At 55.9% G+C, this 18,903-nt stretch carries 13 protein-coding genes; 7 read left to right on the forward strand and 6 right to left on the reverse strand.

Translation table 11 applies throughout. From position 1 onward, the window contains the following. Positions 1-1,437: a Y-family DNA polymerase gene (locus tag G506_RS0114720; protein ID WP_028117527.1), complete on the forward strand. Its 1,437-nt coding sequence runs from the start codon at positions 1-3 to the stop codon at positions 1,435-1,437. Then, on the forward strand, positions 1,424-4,522 hold the full coding sequence (locus G506_RS0114725; RefSeq protein ID WP_035387420.1) for an error-prone DNA polymerase: 3,099 nt from the start codon (positions 1,424-1,426) through the stop codon (positions 4,520-4,522). The genes G506_RS0114720 and G506_RS0114725 overlap by 14 nt, the downstream gene beginning before the upstream one ends. Before the next feature lie 283 nt (positions 4,523-4,805). Here the strand turns inward: G506_RS0114725 and G506_RS0114730 are convergent, their stop codons facing one another. Both G506_RS0114730 and G506_RS0114735 read right to left on the reverse strand, forming a co-directional pair. After that, positions 4,806-5,360, reverse strand: coding sequence for a DUF4136 domain-containing protein (locus tag G506_RS0114730; protein WP_028117529.1), 555 nt, complete (start codon positions 5,358-5,360; stop codon positions 4,806-4,808). A 72-nt stretch (positions 5,361-5,432) separates the two neighbouring features. Further along, positions 5,433-6,107 carry a sporulation protein gene (locus G506_RS0114735; protein WP_169628117.1) on the reverse strand — a complete coding sequence of 225 codons (675 nt, stop codon included), beginning with the start codon at positions 6,105-6,107 and terminating at the stop codon, positions 5,433-5,435. Positions 6,108-6,233: 126 nt separating this feature from the next. On the opposite strand from G506_RS0114735, the gene yciH reads away from it, so the two are divergent. Genes yciH through ruvX form a run of 3 tightly spaced genes read left to right on the forward strand, consistent with a single transcriptional unit; the run spans position 6,234 to position 7,546 of the window. Continuing rightward, complete coding sequence (yciH, locus tag G506_RS0114740) at positions 6,234-6,563, forward strand: stress response translation initiation inhibitor YciH (protein ID WP_035387383.1); 330 nt, start codon at positions 6,234-6,236, stop codon at positions 6,561-6,563. A 3-nt stretch (positions 6,564-6,566) separates the two neighbouring features. Beyond that, positions 6,567-7,130, forward strand: coding sequence for a YqgE/AlgH family protein (locus G506_RS0114745; protein ID WP_028117532.1), 564 nt, complete (start codon positions 6,567-6,569; stop codon positions 7,128-7,130). Then, positions 7,127-7,546, forward strand: a complete 420-nt coding sequence (gene ruvX / locus G506_RS0114750; RefSeq protein WP_028117533.1) for a Holliday junction resolvase RuvX — start codon at positions 7,127-7,129, stop codon at positions 7,544-7,546. Before G506_RS0114745 ends, ruvX begins: the two co-directional genes overlap by 4 nt. A 55-nt stretch (positions 7,547-7,601) precedes the next feature. On the opposite strand, the gene G506_RS0114755 is transcribed toward ruvX, so the two are convergent. The 3 genes from G506_RS0114755 to sbcD form a co-directional block, all read right to left on the reverse strand. Continuing rightward, positions 7,602-9,875 carry a putative bifunctional diguanylate cyclase/phosphodiesterase gene (locus G506_RS0114755; RefSeq protein WP_084631461.1) on the reverse strand — a complete coding sequence of 758 codons (2,274 nt, stop codon included), beginning with the start codon at positions 9,873-9,875 and terminating at the stop codon, positions 7,602-7,604. A 166-nt stretch (positions 9,876-10,041) separates the two neighbouring features. Next, complete coding sequence (locus G506_RS0114760; RefSeq protein ID WP_028117535.1) at positions 10,042-13,572, reverse strand: AAA family ATPase; 3,531 nt, start codon at positions 13,570-13,572, stop codon at positions 10,042-10,044. Next, positions 13,572-14,798, reverse strand: coding sequence for an exonuclease subunit SbcD (gene sbcD, locus G506_RS0114765; RefSeq protein WP_028117536.1), 1,227 nt, complete (start codon positions 14,796-14,798; stop codon positions 13,572-13,574). Before sbcD ends, G506_RS0114760 begins: the two co-directional genes overlap by 1 nt. Before the next feature lie 127 nt (positions 14,799-14,925). On the opposite strand from sbcD, the gene G506_RS0114770 reads away from it, so the two are divergent. Continuing rightward, positions 14,926-15,534 (forward strand): 3'-5' exonuclease, encoded by a 609-nt coding sequence (locus G506_RS0114770; RefSeq protein WP_035387384.1) that lies wholly within the window; start codon positions 14,926-14,928, stop codon positions 15,532-15,534. A gap of 22 nt (positions 15,535-15,556) precedes the next feature. Here G506_RS0114770 and G506_RS0114775 read toward each other — a convergent pair whose 3' ends face one another. Beyond that, positions 15,557-16,453: an alpha/beta hydrolase family protein gene (locus G506_RS0114775; protein ID WP_028117538.1), complete on the reverse strand. Its 897-nt coding sequence runs from the start codon at positions 16,451-16,453 to the stop codon at positions 15,557-15,559. A 248-nt stretch (positions 16,454-16,701) separates the two neighbouring features. Here G506_RS0114775 and G506_RS19880 point away from each other — a divergent pair, with 248 nt between their 5' ends. Beyond that, a complete protein-coding gene (locus G506_RS19880) occupies positions 16,702-18,783 on the forward strand; it encodes a PAS domain-containing hybrid sensor histidine kinase/response regulator (protein WP_051202172.1) in 2,082 nt (693 codons plus the stop codon). The last annotated feature ends 120 nt before the right edge of the window (positions 18,784-18,903 follow it).

Consider the following 18,903-nt stretch of genomic DNA (forward strand, 5'->3'; position numbering starts at 1 on the left):
ATGTTTTTGGCTCTGCATTTTGTCGATCTGGCGCTGCATATTCAGACACAGCAACTGACGCTAACTGATCCTGCCGACGCGGACAGCTGTCCGCCACCACTGGCACTGGTTGGCGATTATCCGCTGCGAGTATTGCAGTGCAATCAGCGTGCGGCCGCGGCGGGGATCGTCGCAGGTCAGCGCCTTGGCACCGCCAGCGCGTTGTGCGAGACGCTGCAACTGTGCCATTACGATCCTCAGCTGGAACAGCAAACCCTCAGTCAATTGGCCGCCTGGGCTTATGGTTTTAGCGCGCAGGTGATGCTGGTTAAACCGGACCTGCTGGTGCTGGAGGCCAGCTCGATGCTGAAACTGTTTGGCGGTCAGCAGTCGTGGTTGGCGGAATTGGCCGCCGCCCTGCGGCTGCGGCAACTGCCGTGGCGTTGGGCGCTTGGACATACTCCACTAGCGGCGACGCTGTTGGCACAAACTGCTACCGAAGCCACAGCACAACCAAACGGCGCGGCGAGTTCGGCGGCGGTACTGGCGCAGTTGCTGCCGCTGACATTAGCCCAGTGCCAACGGCCAGAGGCCAGTCGTATGGCCAGCATGGGGATCCACACTCTGGGGCAATTATGGGACTTACCACGGGCTGAGTTGGGGCAACGTTTTGGTCTGGAGCTGTTGTTGTGGTTGCAGCGGTTAAGCGGTCAGCGACCCGATCCTCGACCATGGTTTAGCCCACCGGCACACTACCGGCGCCGCTTGGTGCTGCTGCATGAAATCGACAACCTGACGGTATTACGTTTCCCGTTAAAACGGCTGTTTGGTGAACTGGCCGATGAGTTACGGCGTCGACAATTGGCGCTGCCACGGTTGCAACTGCGGTTACTGCATCGACAGCGCTCGGCAACGGAGATCACCTTGACCGCCGCAGCCAATGAACATCGCAGTGACGCCTGGCAGCAACTGTGCGAGCTGCAACTGCAACGACTGACGCTGTTTGCGCCGATCATTGAGATTGAACTGATCGGTCAGCAGCTGCAGCCACAGCAACTGCACAGCGAACGTTTGTTGGCCGGTGGCGGCCCGGATGATGCGGCGCTGCGCTTATTAGCGCAGTTACAGGCGCGCTTAGGTCACGACAAGGTGCGCAGCATTCAGTGTCATTCCAGCCATCGGCCAGAGCAGGCCAATCGCATTGTCGCTGGCGGGGACGGTGGCGATCGACGTTTGGCTGACGAGCTGGCGCCGCCACGGCCACTGTGGCTACTGCCCCAGCCGCAGGCCATCGACGTTGGCCTCTTTACGTTATTGCGCGGGCCGGAGCGACTGGAGTCCGGTTGGTGGCAAGCCGAGGCGATGGCGCGGGATTACTTTGTCGGCCAGCGCCGCGATGGTGCTTTGGCGTGGCTTTATCATGATCAGCACGGTTGGTTTGTTCATGGCTGGTTCTAAGCTAAATCCCACTACCGCCAACGTCGCCTATGCCGAGCTTCACTGCCTAAGCAACTACAGCTTTTTGCAAGGCGCTTCGCACCCAGATGAACTGGTACAGAGCGCTGCCGAGCTTGGCTATCAGGCGTTGGCGCTGACCGATGAATGCTCGATGGCGGGGATCGTCAAAGCCCACCAAGCGGCCAAACACCATCAAATTAAGTTGTTGGTGGGCAGCAGCTTTCGCCTTGATGGTGACAGCGTGGTGCTGCTGGCTTGCAATCGACGCGGCTACGGCCAAATTTGCCGCTTGATCACCCAAGCGCGGCGCCGCTGCCAGAAGGGCCGTTACCGGCTTGAATGGGACGATCTTGGCAGCGATAACAGCGATTATTTGCTGCTGTGGGCAGCGCTTGATCCGGATAACAGCGAAGCGCGGGCACAGTGGCTGCAGGCGCAGTTTGGCGATCGCTTATGGCTGTTGATTGAACGGCTGCTGGTGTCCGCGGAGGGGCCGCGCTTAACGGCACTGTTGCAACTGGCACAAAGCCAACAGTTGCCGCTGGTGGCGGCCGGGCAGGTACGGATGCATCAACGCGCTCGTAAGCCACTGCTGGACGTGGTTGATGCCATTCGCCATGGTTGCACCTTAGAACAAGCTGGCACCCGTTTAAGCGCGAATGGCGAGGCCTACCTAAAGCCATGGCCGCTGCTGCAGCGGCGCTATCAAGCGGCGTGGTTGGCACAGACCTTGGTGATTGCGGCGCGCTGTCAGTTCAGCTTGGATGAACTGCGCTACGAATACCCAGCAGAGCTGGTGCCAGCGGGGTTAACCGCCAGTGACTATCTGCGCCAGCAGGTGCAGCTCGGGGCGCAGCAGCGATTTGGCGAACAAATTCCCGCTGCGATAGCCAGTCAGATTGAGGCCGAGTTAACTCTGATTGATGAGCTTGGTTATCACTACTTTTTTTTGACCATCTACGACATTGTCCAGTTTGCCAAAGCGCAGCGGATCCTCCATCAGGGGCGCGGTTCGGCGGCTAACTCGGTGGTCTGTTACTGCCTTGGGATCACCGAGGTCGATCCGACCAAGGTCAATCTGCTGTTTGAACGGTTTATCTCCAAAGAACGCGCCGAGCCGCCAGATATTGACGTCGATTTTGAACACCAGCGGCGCGAAGAGGTGATCCAATACATCTATCGCAAATATGGCCGCGAACGAGCCGCGCTGGCAGCAACGGTGATCAGCTATCGCTTTAAAAGTGCGATGACTGATGTCGGCAAAGTACTGGGACTGGATCAGGCCTATATCGAACATCTGATCCGTGGCACCGATCGGCGTGATAACAGTGTCGACTGGCGGCAGCAACTGCTGGCACTGGGCCTTAACCAACAGGGCGGGGCGGCGGCGCACCTGATCCCCTTGGTCGAGCAACTGCTGGGGTTTCCTCGGCATCTGTCGCAGCACGTTGGCGGCTTTGTCATTTCGGCGGGGCCGCTGCACCAATTGGTGCCGCTGGAAAATGCAGCGATGGCTGAGCGCACCGTGATCCAGTGGGACAAAGATGATTTGGAGGCGCTGGGGCTGCTAAAAGTCGATATTTTGGCGTTGGGGATGCTAAGCGCTATTCGCCGCTGCTTTGAATTGGTTAGCGATTGGCACCAGCAGCCGTTTTCGATGGCCAATATCCAGTGGGAGCAGCCAGAGGTGTACAACATGCTGTGTCAGGCCGACAGCATCGGCGTGTTTCAGATTGAATCGCGGGCGCAGAGCAACATGTTGCCGCGACTGCGGCCGCGCTGTTATTACGATCTGGTGGTGCAAATTGCCATTGTCCGGCCTGGTCCGATCCAAGGTGATATGGTGCATCCTTACCTGAAGCGGCGTAACGGCGAAGAGGCGATCAGCTACCCCTCGGCGGCGGTTAAAGGGGTGTTGGCGCGCACCTTAGGGGTGCCTATTTTCCAAGAGCAGGTGATTAAGCTGGCGATGGTTGCGGCTGGTTTCAGCGGCGGCGAAGCGGATCAGCTGCGCCGAGCAATGGCCAGTTGGAAGCGCCAAGGTCAGCTGCAACAGTTTGAACGGCAGCTACTTAGTGGCATGGCCGAGCGAGGCTACAGCGAGCAATTCGCCCAGCAACTGGTGGCGCAAATTCGCGGGTTTGGTGGCTACGGTTTTCCCGAGTCGCATTCCGCCAGTTTTGCGCTGCTGGCCTACGTTTCGGCGTACCTGAAGTATCACTATCCGGTGGCGTTTACCTGTGCGCTGCTTAATAGCCAGCCAATGGGTTTTTATACCCCATCGCAGCTGGTGCAGGACTTACGGCGTCACGATGGGCTGGTGCTAGCAGTGGATCTGCAGCACAGCCACTGGGACCATCAACTTGAAGCGGTCGACGGTCAAATGGCACTGCGACTGGGGTTTCGACTGGTCAAAGGTTTAAGCCACTGCGCCGCTGAGCAGATTGTCGCCAAGCGTCCCGCTGCGGGCTTTGCCGATGTTCATCAGCTGGTGCAGTTAACTGCCCTTGATAAGGCCTCACTGGAGGCGTTAGCCGCCGCTAACGCGTTGGCATCGCTGGCGGGCCATCGGCATCAAGCGCGCTGGTTATTGGCGGGCGAAGCCCAGCAACTGCCACTGTTTGCCGAGCTTGCCAGCGGCACCGAGGTGCAGCTAAGTGCCCCCGAGGACAGCGACTCGATGCTGGCGGATTATCAACAGTTGGGACTGACGCTTGGCGATCATCCGCTGGCGTTTTTACGCCACCGCGATGAACTGAAAGGCTGCGTTAGCGCCGCCGAACTGGCTGACTGTCGGCATGGCCAATTACTGCAACTGGTGGGCTTGGTGGTGGGGCGGCAGCGCCCGGGAACCGCTTCTGGGGTGACCTTTATGACCCTTGAGGATGAGACCGGTAACGCCAATGTGGTGGTGTGGGCCAATACCGCTCGGGCGCAGCGTCAGCCGTACCTGACCGCCAAATTGCTGCATGTTAGCGGCATCGTAGAGCGTCAAGGGGAGGTGATCCATCTGATGGCTGGCAAGCTGACCGATCTGTCGTCCCTGCTTAGTGAATTGTCACTGCAGTCGCGGGATTTTCATTGAGCAATCGCAATCTGCGATTAGTGGTTAGTTAGCAGTGGTTAGTTAGCAGTGATTAGTTGGCAGTTGTGAGTTGGCAGTTGCGAGTTGGCAGTTGCGAGTTATCAGTTATCAGTTATCAGTTATCAGTAAGAGTAAGAGCAAGAGCAAGAGCAAGAGCAAGAGCAAGAGCAAGAGCAAGAGCTGGGGCAGTAGCACGGGGTGAAGCAGCAGTGGTTGGTGGTTGGCATGGCAGCAATAACAACGCCCTCGATTGAGGGCGTTGTTGTTTTTCAGGTTTGAGCCGTTACGGTGCTGGTGGGTACTGCGCCAATATGGCGTTGACCGCTTGTTTAACCGCTTCGGTGCGCTCGGCAGGGGTCTGTCGCTGCTTAACGGTGCCGGAGGCGCTGCCGCGCCACAACAGGTTGCGGTCGGTCGGATCGATCAGATCCACCATCAAGGTGCCTTGTTGGTATTCGCGCACTCGCGTTTCGGTGCTGACGCCGCCATACAAAAATGGATTACGGTAGTAATACGGGTGGTAGCCGAAACTGCTGTAGAAGGTATCAACGTCGATTTTGGTTTCCACCGAAGTGACGTAGTTAACCAACAGATCGGCGTTGTCAGCGCTGGTTTCAATCAGCCCTTTGCCCAGCAGTTCGCTGGCAATGGCGCGGCGAATACGTTGGTCATTGAGGCCATCTTGTTGGTATGGCGCACCTTGTTCGGCGCTAACGGGTAACCACGCCCAGCTGCGATAGTCGCTAAAATTGGCGTCGGTGTTGTAATCCACGTCAGTGTCGATGCTGGCACAACCGGCCAGGATCAGTGCCAGTAGTGCTACAAACCAAGTTTTCATCGGGTACTCCTACAGGTGGTGTTGACGACTTTGACCTTGCCAAGCGGCATGAGTTCACTGTCTAGGCGTGCGCTAATTGAGCAGTTGCTGTAACTGCGACTCTAATCGCGCTTTGACCGGTGGCCGGATCTGCAACTGCAGATGGCGCGGTTCACCGTGGCTTGGCCACAACGACAGTTGCAAGCTTAGCTCGCTGTGACCCGGCTCCCATGACAGTTCCAGCTCGCCGGCAAACGGACAACCACTGTCGGCGCGAAAGCGGAACTGTTGCAAAAAGGGCACCTGATAACGGCTTTGCTGCGGCAGTGGCTCAATGGTGGCGCTGATAAGCGTAAAGCCGATGTCAGCCAAGGCGGCAAAGACTTGTTGCTGTTCGTTATTGGCGACAATGTCAATGTCATCGGTGTCCTGTGGATCCGGTGCCATTGGAATATCCAAGTCGGTTTGCAGCCAAGTGCGAACCCCGCCTACTGAGATTGGGGTGTAGTGCGGCAGTCGCAGTTGCACCGGCACCCGTTGCTCGCTGTTGGCAGCGACGGTCAGGCGTTCGGCTAACACACAATGGGCAATTTGCACCGGTTCTTGCTTGCCCGCCTGGCTCCAAACGGCAAACTTAATTGCATCGATACGGGCACTGCGGCGGCCGGTGTTGATTTTAACGTGGGCGTGCAACGCTTCACCGGGTTGATGTTGTGGTTGCTCTAATAGGGTGTCGACCACCGTTCCCTCGATGCCGATGGTAGACATCACTTTCGCCAGCCAAGACACGCGAATTACCTCTGCTAAAAATCGAATTGCGCAGCAATGCCACAGTCGCCACAGAGGTTCTTTGATACACTCTAGGCTTCGCATTACTGAAGTTTTCTGCACTGTATGATTTCCAATAACAACTCGCAACTGGTGTTCTCCACCGACGGTGGCCGCGTGGCGCCAGAAAAGCCGCAACTTGCTGTACCTCAAGGCGACGGCATAGTTCGCATCAAGATGGAACGCAAAGGGCGTAAGGGCAAAGGCGCGATGGTCATCACTGGCCTTGGGATGGAGCCGGCGAAACTGAAGCTGTTGGCTGCTGAATTGAAGAAAAAGATGGGTTGTGGCGGTGCCGTCAAGGAGTTTGATATCGAGATCCAAGGCGATGACCGCGACAAGTTGAAAGCCTTGCTTGAGCAAAAAGGGCACAAAGTTAAGTTGGCCGGAGGCTAACCGATGCAAAGCCTGACCGATCACCTGTTGATCGCCATGCCATCCCTGCAAGATCCCTACTTTAAACGCTCGGTGGTGTATCTGTGCGAACACAACGACGAAGGCGCGATGGGATTGATCATTAATCAGGTGTTGGATATCAGCCTCGAAAAGCTGCTGACCACCCTCGAATTGAAAGAGGAGGGCTTTAGCCTTAGCCGTGGCAGCAATAATCAGGTGATGCTTGGCGGTCCTGTTAATAATGACCGCGGCTTTGTTCTGCATAGCCCTATCGCCGGACTGCCATCCAGTCATCTGTTGACCGACCAGCTGATGCTGACCACCTCAAAAGATATTTTGCTGAGCCTCGGAACCGAGCAACAACCACAGCACTATCTGGTGGCACTGGGCTATGCCGGCTGGTCGCCGGGGCAGTTGGAGCAAGAGTTGGCGGAAAACTCGTGGCTGACCGTACCAGCCAACCAGCAATTATTATTTGAAGTGCCGGCACAACTACGCTGGCAGCAAGCGCTGGCCAATCTTGGCGTTACGGCAGCGCAACTTTCCACTGAGGTAGGACACGCATGAGCACCATTTTGGCGTTTGATTTTGGTACCAAAAGTATTGGTGTGGCGGTCGGCCAAAGCATCACCGGCACCGCTCGGCCATTGGTCGGGATCAAGGCCCGTGATGGCATCCCCAACTGGGATCAGATCGCCGCTCTGATTAAAGAGTGGCAGCCGGATCAACTGGTGGTGGGCTTACCATTGAATATGGATGGCACCGAGCAAGAGGTGACGCGACTGGCGCAGAAGTTTGCCAATCGTTTACATGGCCGCTTTGGGGTTAAGACGGTCACCCACGATGAGCGTCTGACCACCATCGATGCGCGGGCGGATCTGTTTGCCCGTGGCGGCTATCGCTCGCTGTCTAAAGGTGCTGTGGATGCGCAGTCGGCGGCGGTGATCTTGGAAAGCTACTTTGAGTCGCAATACGGCAGTTGATTGCTGCCAACCACGCTAAGTTCACCTGAATCGAAGGCCAACAGCGATGTTGGCCTTATATCGGCTGCGGCGCAACGGCTAGCTGAGCGCTCTGTTGCAGCAGTGGCAGACACTTATCTTCCGGCAGCGGCCGGCTAAACCAGAATCCTTGCAGTGCGTCGCAGTCGTTCTCCAGCAGCCATTGATGCTGTTCTTGGGTTTCGACCCCCTCGGCGATCACTTGTAGGTTTAGGTGTTTGGCCATATCCAGTACCGATTGCACAATCGCGCGATCTTGATGATCTTCCGGCAGATGGGCGATAAAGGCGCGATCGATCTTTAAGGTATCCACTGGGAAGCGTTTCAGATAAGCCAGCGACGAGTAGCCGGTCCCAAAGTCGTCGATCGCTAATTTAAGCCCCAACTCCTTTAATTGATTCATCAATTGGTTGGCGCCATTAACATCGCGCATCAACAGGCTTTCGGTCAGTTCCAATTCGATCAATTCTGGACACACCTCGGTCTGTTTTAGGATCGCGTAGATCTTGGCGACAAAATCCGGCTGGCGAAACTGTTTGGCAGAGAGGTTGACTGACATCGACACCATCAACCCTTGCTGATGCCAACGGTGCGCTTGCTGACACGCTTGCCGCAGCACCCAGTCGCCAATGGGGATGATCAGCCCCGATTGTTCGGCGACTGGAATAAATTCCGCCGGGGAGATCATGCCATGTTTGGGGTGGTGCCAACGCAGTAGCGCCTCAACGCCAAGTATCTGCTGTGGCGCTAATCGAAGCTGCGGTTGATAGTGCAGCATCAGTTGCCCCAGCTGTTCTGCTTGGCGTAGGTCCGCTTCTAGCAACAGGTATTGCCGCTGTCGTTGCCGCATCTGCGCCTCAAATAAAAGAGTGCTGCACTCCTGCTGTTTCGCTTGCTGCGCCGCCAATTCGGCGTAACTGATAAGCTCTTCAATGGTTTTGGCTTGCTGCGGGTAGCTGGCGTAGCCCTGCGACAAGCTTAAGTGAAACTGATGGCGTTGATCGCTGCTGACTAGTGGTCGCTCGGCCGCCAGCGCTAACTGTCTGGCGATCTTCAACAGATCGGCGGATTGGTGTTGGTGCACCAGCAATACACCAAAGTTGGCCCCTTCAAAGCGGTATAAACGGGCGTGGGGCAACTGCAGTTGAAACAGCGCCAAACTTAAGCGACTGGCCAACTGCTGCATCACCTCATCGGCGCTTTGAAAGTCGATTTGACTGGCGACCCGTTCAAAGTGTTGCAAGTTCAAACTGCCAAAGCTGAAACTGACGCCGGCCTGTTTGCTCCAATACTCACACTCCTGCATAAACTGGTGCCGATTGGGTAGACCGGTGAGATCATCAAAATGGGTGTGCTGCGCCAGTTGTTGCAGCGCTTGATGGGCATCGGAATCATTAAACAGATGCAGTTGTACCTGTTCGGCGTCCGGCAACAGGGTCGCTTGTACTTGATAGTGTTGGCGGTCTATTTGGGTGTGCCAACGGCATTGTTGCTGTCCTTGTTGCTCCATCTGTCGCAGTTGCTGGGGCAGATCCGCTAACAGTTGCTGGGCACTGCTAAGCTTACCGCTTTGGGCGACCAGGGCCTTGGCGGCGGGGTTGCTGTAGTTAATTTGCCCAAAGCGATTACTGCGCAGAATTGGCAGTGGGTTTTGCTCGGCAAAGGATTGCAGTCGTTGCCGCTGACGATAGCTTAAGCCGCTAGCGAGCAAGGCGATGGCGGTGACTGGCGCCAGTGCCATCACCGCGATAAGCAGCCATAAGCTGAACTTCTGGGTCTGTTGGGTTTGTTGTTGCAAGCGTTGTAGCTGGCGGCTGAGATCGCCATTAAACTCGGCGGTCAGCTGGGTTAGCGCGGCGGTATTGGCCGGCAGTAGCTGCGGCAGTGACGCCAGCGCCAGGTCGTTGGTTGGCAGTTGCTGCGTGAGTTGTTGCTTAGCGTCAGCCAGCGGCAGCAGTTGCGATTGGCGAAACAGCAGTTGTCGCAGTGGCGAGGCGCGCTGCAACAAGCGTTGCAGTTGCTCGACCTGCTGATAATAGTCGCTGATGCTGGCGCGCAGCGACGGCGTGACAGTGACCGTCGCAGCCGGTAGCAGCTCAGCCAGATGCTCGGCTAACTGCTGCTGTAGCTGCGCTAACCGCTGCAGCTGGCTAAACAGCGGTTGCTGTCGCTCGGTTAGTTGCTGGATCTGCTGTTGTAACTGCTGGCTTTGTTGGTAGTAGTACCAACTGGCGAAGCCGGCGAACAGCAATAACCCCATTAATAAGCCACTTACGGCTCGATATACCCTGTTGTGCTGGTACCAACGCATAATCCCTCATACCGCCAAACCATCAACGACTGATCCCTTTATCCCTAAGGGTTGATTAAATTCTAGGGCAGTGCGGTTCGGTTGGCGGCGGCGCCACGTGGTTGTACTGTTAAAAAAATCCGCCAACGGAAAAACCGTTGGCGGATTATCGGGTTAGCCTATCAAATTAAACGCTAGCTGCGGCGCTAACTCGATACTGTGGCGCTAGGCGGCTAAGGCCCAGTCCCGCCTGCTTTTCCACCACGATCTGCACCGGTAAGCGCTCTTTAAGTGCTTCGACATGGCTGATCACGCCGATGGTTTTGCCACTGGCGTTGAGCTGATCGAGTGCATCCAGGGCGGTATCTAAGGTATCGGGATCCAAGGTGCCAAAGCCCTCATCCAAGAACAGCGAATCGATGCGGGTTTTATGACTGACTAAATCCGACAGCGCCAACGCCAACGCCAAGCTGACCAAGAAGCTTTCGCCGCCAGACAAGGTCTTGGTGTCGCGCTGGGCGTCCCCTTGCCAGGTATCGACCACCTGCAGTTCTAGGCTGTCGCCTTGTTGGCGCGCCAGTTGATAGCGGCCATGCAGGCGTTCGAGCTGGCGATTGGCCAGATGGACTAAGTGCTGCAAGGTTAGCCCTTGGGCAAAGCGGCGGAACTTGGCACCATCACGGGAACCGATCAGGCTGTTGAGGTAAGCCCAGTCGTCGTAGCTCTGTTGAGCGGTCACCAGCTGTTGTTGCAACTGCTGTTGTTGGCTGTGTTTGTCGTGGTTGTCACTCAGTCTGGCCGTTAGCTGGCCTTGCTGTTGCAACTGCAGGCTGCGCTGTTGATCGAGCTCGGCCAAGGTGGCGGTGAGCTTGACGTGGGTATCGCCAGCAATTTCCGTCAGGGTTGGCGGCTGCAGCGCCTGCTGCTGTGACAGCGCCGTCGCCCGCTGCTGCAGTTGGCCGTGGGCTAGGGAGATCGCCTCATCAAGCTGTTTAGCCTGCCGTTCCAGCAGGTGGTATTGCTCGTTGGGTAGCAGCTGCGCGGCGAGGGCATCGAGGTCAGCTAAGCCCAACGGTGCGAGTTTGGCGTGCAGCTGCGCGCTCAGCTCGGTTAGTTGCGCTTGTTCTAAAGTGCGTTTATCAAGCCCGCTTTGCTGCCGAGTCTTAAGGCTAAGCTGTTGGTTGCTTAAGGTTTGCAGGGCTTGTTGGGCGTGCTGGTGCTGCTCAGTTAACTGCTGCAGATGCTGCTGCCAGTACTGTTGTTCGACCTCAATTTGCTTATCGGCAAACAGTTCGATGCGGCGCTGTTGGCGCTCGCTGATCACCTGGTCAAGCTTAGCCAGTTGCTGCTGACGCTGTTGCTGCTGTTCGCTCAGCTGTTCCAGTTTGCTGGCCAGCGGCAACCGCTGTTGCTGCAGTTGCTGTTGTTCACTGTGCAGTTGCTGCTGTTGCTCAAGCTGGGCTTGATACTGCGTTGCTTGGTTTTGCTGGGCGCTCAGCCAGCTGTCGAGCTCGGCAAGCGCTGGCAGTGTTAGGCCAAAGGGCTCAGCTTGCGCTTGCCACTGGGCCAACTGCTGAGTTTGCTGAGTGTGCAGGCTTTGTCGCTGTTTTAGGGCGCTGATCTGTTCCCGCAGTTGCTGCTGCTGAGTTTGCAGCTGCCCAAGTTGGCGCTGCTGCGCCTGTAATTGGTTGAGGCTGGCGGTGGTTTGCGCCAGTGCTTGCTCCAGCGCGCTAAGTTGGTCGATGCCAATGCCGTCAAAATCCGGCCACTGCTGTTGTTGCTGGGTTTGGCCGTCGCTAAGCTCCGCCAGTTGCTCCTGCAATTTGGCCAGTTGCTGCTGAAGTTGCTGCTGTTCCGCGCTAAGTTGCTGGCCCTCATCCTTTACTTGCTGCAGCTGCTGCTCGAACTGATGCAGTTGCTGCTCGGCTTGCGACAGCGCGTGGGACTGATAGTTGTCGACCAGCGGGTGTTCGGTGGCACCGCACAGCGGGCAGGGGGCATTGGGCTGGAGTTTGGCGCGCTGGGCGCTCAGATCGCTGATGTCGCGTTCCAACTGCAACAGCGTTTTCAGGCGTTGCCCTTGCGGTTGCAACTGCTGCCACTGCTGTCGTTTCTGTTCCAATAGCGGCGCCAGTGCCACTAATCGCTGCTGTAAGTTGTGCTGCTCTTGCTGCAGCTTTTGCTGCTGTTCGGCGCGATCCTGAAAACGCTGAGCGCGGTTAATCAGCAGCGGCAGCTGTTGTTGCCGTTCGCTTAGGCGCTGTAGTTGTCCTTCATCCACTGCCGCTAAGGTTTGTTGCTGCTGCGCCAGTTCGCTCAGCTGCTGCTCGGCGCGCTCCAGTTCCGCTTGGGTTTGCTGTGGCGACGCACTGCCATTGGGGAGCTGCGCGATCTGCTCGGCGAGCTGCTGCAGCTGTTCGAGCCGCTGCTGCCACGCGTTGAGCTGGGCACTAAGCTGTGGCTGTTGCGGCGTCGCTTGCAGTTGGCTGGTTACCCGCTCCAGTTGGCTTTGCAACGACGATAACGCCTGCTGGCATTGTTGGTGCGCTTGCTGGCTATCTTGCTGCTGTTGGGCCAGCTCAGTCAGCTGCTGTTGCCAGTCGCTGCGCTGCTTACGATCTTCGCCAAGTTGCATATCCAGCGGCGCCACTTGCAGCATCAATTGCCGCGCTTGTTCCGCCTGCTGTTGGCCTTGGCTTAGCTGCTGATTAGCCTGTTGGCTGGCGGCTTCTGCTTGTTGCTGCTGTGGCGCGAGCGCTTGCAGTTGGCTGTCGATATCGGTCAGTTCGTCGCTTAGTTGTGCCAGTCGCTGTTGCTGCTGGCGAAGTTCGCGGTAGTCGCTGCTTAAGTGTTGCAGTGGTTTGGCGCCATGGTATTGGGCTAGCTGTGGCGCCGCGGCGTGTTTGTCGGCTTCGGCTTGCTTAAGCTCGGTTGCCGCTTGCTGTTGCTGGGTTTGCAGCTCGGTCAGTCGTTCCAACCAGCGCAGCTCACTTTGGTGTTGGCCGAGCTGCTGATTTAATTGCTGGTGCTGTTGATTCAGTTCGGTTAACTGCTGGTTTAGCTCCGCCTCTTGCTCTGGCGTCAGCAGCGCCACCCCTTCCAATTTGGCTTTGAGGTTTTCCAGTTGCTGCTTGGCCTGATTGCAGTTTTCAAACACCTGCGCTGAAAGCTGGCCGTAGATCTCGGTGCCGGTCAGCTCTTCCAGCAGATCGGCGCGGTCGTTGGCACTGGCGTTCAAAAACGCCGCAAATTGCCCTTGGCTAAGCAACATCGATTTGGTGAAACGGCCAAAATCGAGGCCGGTAAGCTCGCTTATCAGCTGCAGTTTATCGCGGACTTTATCGGCCAAAATGGTGCCGTCACTTAACCGTGCCAGTTCCACTTGCGGTGCTTGCAGATTGCCATCAATCTTGCCGCGGGCGCGGCGCTGGCTCCAAAAGGCGCGATAGCCTTGCCCTTGTACTTCAAACTCCACTTCCGCCAGCGATTCGACGCAGCCGCGGGTCATCAATTCGTTATTGGTTGGGCTGACTTTCAGTCGTGGGGTTTCGTGGTACAGCCCTAAACAGATGGCATCGAGTAAGGTGGTCTTACCGGCGCCGGTGGGACCGGTAATGGCAAACAAGCCGTTACTGGCGAACGGTTCGGCGCGAAAATCGATGTGCCATTCGCCCTTAAGCGAGTTTAGGTTTTTAAAGCGCAGGCTTAAAATCTTCATCAGTTGGCCTCCGCTGGCTTATCGTTTAGCTGCTGATGGGTTTCGGCAAACAGTTGTTGCAGGCGCTGACGGCGGGCTAGGGCGGCTTCGTCGCTAAAGATCTCCTGCGCTAAGCGCTGCTCGAATACCTCGTCGATCGACAGTTCGGTCAGATCCTGCGGTTGCGGCTGGCTGCTATCGCTGGCACAACTGCCGCGCCGGGCACGGCGTACCTTTAACACTTCGACCGGCAGATCTTGGCACAGAGCCGCAATGCGCTGGTGCAGATCGCTGAGGTAATCGTCCTCTGCCACCTCGATATCGAGCCAGGTGTTCTGCGGATTTTCGGCAAACTGCGCCAGCTGTCGTTCAATCTCGTTAAGGTTTCCGCGCAGTTGCGCCAGCGCTTGAAAACGGGGTATTGGCACCTCGCTGATGCTTGGGGTGGTGCCACAAAACTCAATCTGCAGCAGCACTTTGTCCCGTCCCAGTTCATCAAAGCTCAGTGGGATCGGGCTGCCGCTGTAGCGCAGATGCGGTAGACCGGCGACCATCTGGCTGCGATGAATGTGTCCTAATGCCAAATAGTCCACCGGCGGAAAGGCACTGGCGGGGAAGGCATCGAGGGTACCGATGTATAACTCTCGCTCGGAATCGCTGCTGCGGGCGCCAACGGTGGTCAGGTGACCGGTGGCGATGATCGGTAGGGCACGTTCGCCGCGCAGTTGGCAGGCGGCCTGATAGAGATTGTGGTAGTGCGCGGCGATGCTCTGTTGTAACTGCAGGCGTTTTTCGTTGCCATCTTGGCCAGCGCTGGAGCGCTGCAGATCCCGTGGGCGCAGATAGGGCACCATGCAAACGATGGCGGCCTCTTGCTGCTGGGCATTTTTTAGGATCACCAATTGGTTGTCATAATCATCGTTGGCGTGGCTGAGCAAATGAGTGTTTAGCGCCGCCAATAACGGTTGCGATTCACTTAGCATTGCCACTGAATCGTGGTTACCACCAAGCAGCAGCAACTGACAATGTTGCTGGCTTAAGGCGCTGATTAAGCGGGCGTAGATGGCACGGGCGTAACTTGGTGGGGTCGCGGTATCAAACAGATCGCCGGCGACGATCAGCGCATCAATTTGCTGCTGCTCGATGTAGTCCAGCAACCAATCGATAAAGGCGTTGTGTTCATTGGCGCGGCTTTTGCCGAAAAAAGATTGGCCTAAGTGCCAGTCTGAGGTGTGCAAGATGCGCATCGCAATAACTCAAAGGAAAGGTGATTGTGGTCGATCCTACGGTGATTTCTCACTTCGGCAACCGTTTGATTGTGTTTCTTTTCTAAGGCGCTACCATCGCCGCCAATTCACTTTTAAGGATCTGCCCATGAGCCTCGCACAATGCGCCGCCGACACCATTGTGGTGCTGGATTTTGAAACCACCGGGTTATCGCCCAATAACGGTGATCGCGCCATTGAGATCGGCGCGGTCAAGTTAGTGGACGGGCAGGTGGTCGATCGCTTTAGCGAACTGATGGATCCCGGCTTTCGCATCAGCGCTTTTATTGAAAGTTATACCGGCATCAGCAACCAGATGCTGGCTGGTGCTGAAGCTACAGAAACGGTGATGCGCCGCTTTGCCAGCTTTATTCAAGGCTGCAATCTGTTGGCGCATAACGCCGCCTTTGACAGTAAGTTTTTGGATGCGGAACTGGCGCGATTGGGGTGTGGTTATGATGGTCAGTTTGTGTGTTCGTTGCTGATTGGTCGCCGCATCTACCCCGACGCTGCCAACCACCGTTTGGGGACCTTGGTTGAATATAAAAACATTCGCCATGACGGGGTGTTTCACCGGGCGCTGGCGGACGCGCAGATGACCGCCGATCTGTGGCTGGCGATGTTAGCCGATTGTGGTGGCAATTTGACCTTTGCCGAGATGCAGCGTCTAAGTCAAATCCCGAAGGCTAAAGTGGCTCAGTGGTTGGCCCGTCGTTAATCGGCAACCCAACAGTTAACCCTTAAGCGGGTTGGCGTTGGGGCTGCTCGTGGCTGTGTTGTAGCAGCCACTCCAGCGCGATTGGCCACAGCGATTGCGCTTGGCGTGAAAAAAACTTCATATGGCCGATGTCGTTTAGTTGATGTTGGCTGGGGATCAGTTGCAGCCGCTGCGCCTGCAATTTCGGATAAACCGCCAACATATCGGCGACATTGGCGTCGTTGGCGATGTGATCGTCACTGGCGTTGATCCACAATCCCGGTAGGCAGACATCGTCGCAGTGGTGCTTAAGCCCGTTGGCAAATTCGGTTTTCAGATAACCCTCGCCGTTACACCATTTGCGCCACTGCTGGGCGACCCGTTTAGGTAGCGGCTCACCCATACCGACCCATTGATTTTTGGCGTGGCCAAACAGGGTGGTCGTGAGCGGCATAAACAGGTTCATAAAATAGTGGGCGCTAAGCAAAAATGGCCAGCGCATATTGCGCAGTGACCCCGATGAGCTAGCAAAAGCCAGCATTGAACTTAAATGGTGATGATTGGCCATCAGGCCGATCAATTGGCCGCCGGCGCTGTGGCCAATCAGGTGGTAACAACTGGCCGGATAACGGCGCTTTAACTCTTCCAGCGCCGCGGTCATATCTTGCTGGCCCCAATCGACAATCGCGGCGCGGCTGGCGCTGATCCGACCATGCAGCGAACCGCCAATTCCTCGATTATCGAAGGTTAATACCGCAAATCCTTGGGTGGCCAAGAAACTGGCGAAATTGGCGTAAAACTGCCGTTTAATGCCGGTAGCTGGCGCCAGCATTACTGCGCCGAGCGGTGGCGCTGGCAACTCTGGTTCAAATAGGGTTGCGGCTAGGCGTTCACCGTCTTGGCAAGTGAGGGTGATATCGAGATTGTGTCGATGGGTCATCAGCTTACGTCGTCCAAAAAACCAGCAGTCATCCTCGCAACTTTTGCAGCACTGATCAAACCAGTGCACTTTGAACTTGGTTACCGATAAGGTGATTTTTTGTCGATCGATTTAAGCAAAATTGTGAACCACAAAAGCGTTTGTTGGTTGCTCTGTTGTTACCATTGCGACGCACTCGCTACCAACTGGTAGCAGCAGTGCAACATCTGACCAGAAGAAGTCAGAATTTCAGCATCAGGGAAACAGCGATGAGCAAACCGCAACTGGATATTGGCAGCTTTTTTGAACACAGCGACTGTGCGCTACTGATCTGCGCCAACGATCCCTATTCGACCATCATTGAAGCCAACGAGGCGTTCTATGCCATGGTGGGTTACTCCCCCGAGGAGATGCTAACCCAGCATCAAAATCGGTTTGCTAATCTGGTGATTGATGATTTGGGCGAAATTTTGCGTAAAGTCGGTAATTCGGTATCGGCCAACAACACCTTGGATTACGAGTACCGCATTCGTAAAAAAAGCGGTGAGGTGATGTGGATCCACGATATCGCCACCTTTGATCCAAGCCAGAACCGGTTTTCTGTGGTGATCATGGACATCACCTATCGTCAAAACGCGCTGGAGGCTATCCAAAAAACCGCGCATGGTGACGCACTCTCCAGTTGGTTGTCCTCCCTTATCGACAATATCCCCAGTGCCATCGCCATTTACGATGCGCAGCAGCAGGTGGTGGCTAATAAGCTGTTTAAGTCGATCGCCCAGCGTTGCTACGACGACACGGCGCTGACTGAGGCGCAGCGACAGCAATTTTTTGATCTACTGGCCAGCAGCGCGGCGATGAAATCGGAGCTGTCGGTAACCCAGCTGGTCCTCGCCGATCGCGTTTATCGGGTACGGCAGCGACTGCTGACGCACTCTCGCAGCGAGCAGCAGTATCTGATGTTGGTGTTTGATGACATCACCAGTTTGAAAGAAAAAGAGCAGAAATTAACCAAAGCGATTGATGCTCGAAATCAGTTTTTGGCGGTGGTTAGTCATGAGCTGCGCACGCCGATCGCCTCAATGCTGGGGTTGATGGAGATGCTGGATAAGTACCTGGAGGATCCCGCTGCCAAACTGCTGCTGGATAACGCCAAACTTTCCGCTGATAGGCTTAAGCTGCACGTCAACGACATTTTAGACTTTTCTAAGATTGAAGCCGGTCAGTTGCAGATCGATGCCACCCGCGGCAACGTCTATGCCGAATGCGGGCCAATCTTGCGTGGTTATGAACAGGTGGCGCGTAACAAGGGGCTGAACTTTGTGGTTGATTGGGTTGTCAGCCCCTATCTGTTTATGACCTTAGACTGGCTGCGAATTCATCAAATCATCAACAACATCGTCAGTAATGCGTTGAAGTTTACCGATAACGGCTACTTGCACATTGCCGTTGATTGTCAGGCTGAGCAGTTGTTTATCAAGGTCACCGATTCCGGTTGTGGCATGGATGCCGAGCAGCAAGCCAATCTATTCAAACCCTTTGTGCAAGGGGATAAAACCATTAGCCGCCGCTACGGTGGTACGGGACTTGGGTTATCGATTGTAAAAAACCTGCTGGATATTTTGGCTGGCACTATCGAGGTAGTCAGCGAGCCTGGCCAAGGCACGTCGGTAACGGTCACCATTCCAACGCAGGCGCAGCCATGGAGTGGCCAAGTCAGCGGCAGTTTTGATTCTGATTGCCGTGATATCAAAGCGTGGCTTAGCTGCTGGAAGGTCGGCAATCGTCGCTTTTGGCAATCGCCGAGTATGATCCGGCGCGATCCGCAGTTTAATAACCTCTACCCCGATTTGATCTATCGTGAGTTGGTTGAACACTCCAAATACAGCTTAACACCGCCGCCAGCACAAACTGCGGTGCACTTTTCGGTGTTGGCCGTTGATGATAACGAGATCAACCGGCTGATGATGAAGGTGCAGTTTGAAAGTTTGGGCGCCAGTGCGGTAATTGTTGCCAGTGGTAAAGAAGCCTACAGCCAGTTGTGCGCTTCGCTGCAGTGCCCGACGAAACCAAAGTTTGATGTGGTTGTTACCGATCTGCATATGCCAGAGATGAACGGCTTTGAACTGACTGAGCTTATCAAGCAGCACCCAGGGCTGGCCGAGATCCCGGTGCTGGGCTGCACCGCCGATAACTCGAAACATGTGGTCGAGCAGGCGCAGCAATACGGTATGGCCGAGGTGATCTTTAAGCCGTATCAGTTGGAGAAACTGCATCGCAGCATCCTCAAGCGGCTGCAGCAACGTGGTGCGGTTCGGCCGACTACAATACCAATTCACCTAGATATCTGATCATTATTGCTGGTTTAAATCGCCTCACTCGGCGTTACTCAACTTACTGGTAGAGCCACTAGCAGCGGCGTTGAGTGCCTTGATTGAGACGATTTCTCCTTCGCAGGAAATAGACCATTT

This window comes from Ferrimonas senticii DSM 18821 (genome assembly GCF_000422665.1).
Taxonomy (GTDB): Bacteria; Pseudomonadota; Gammaproteobacteria; order Enterobacterales; family Shewanellaceae; genus Ferrimonas; species Ferrimonas senticii.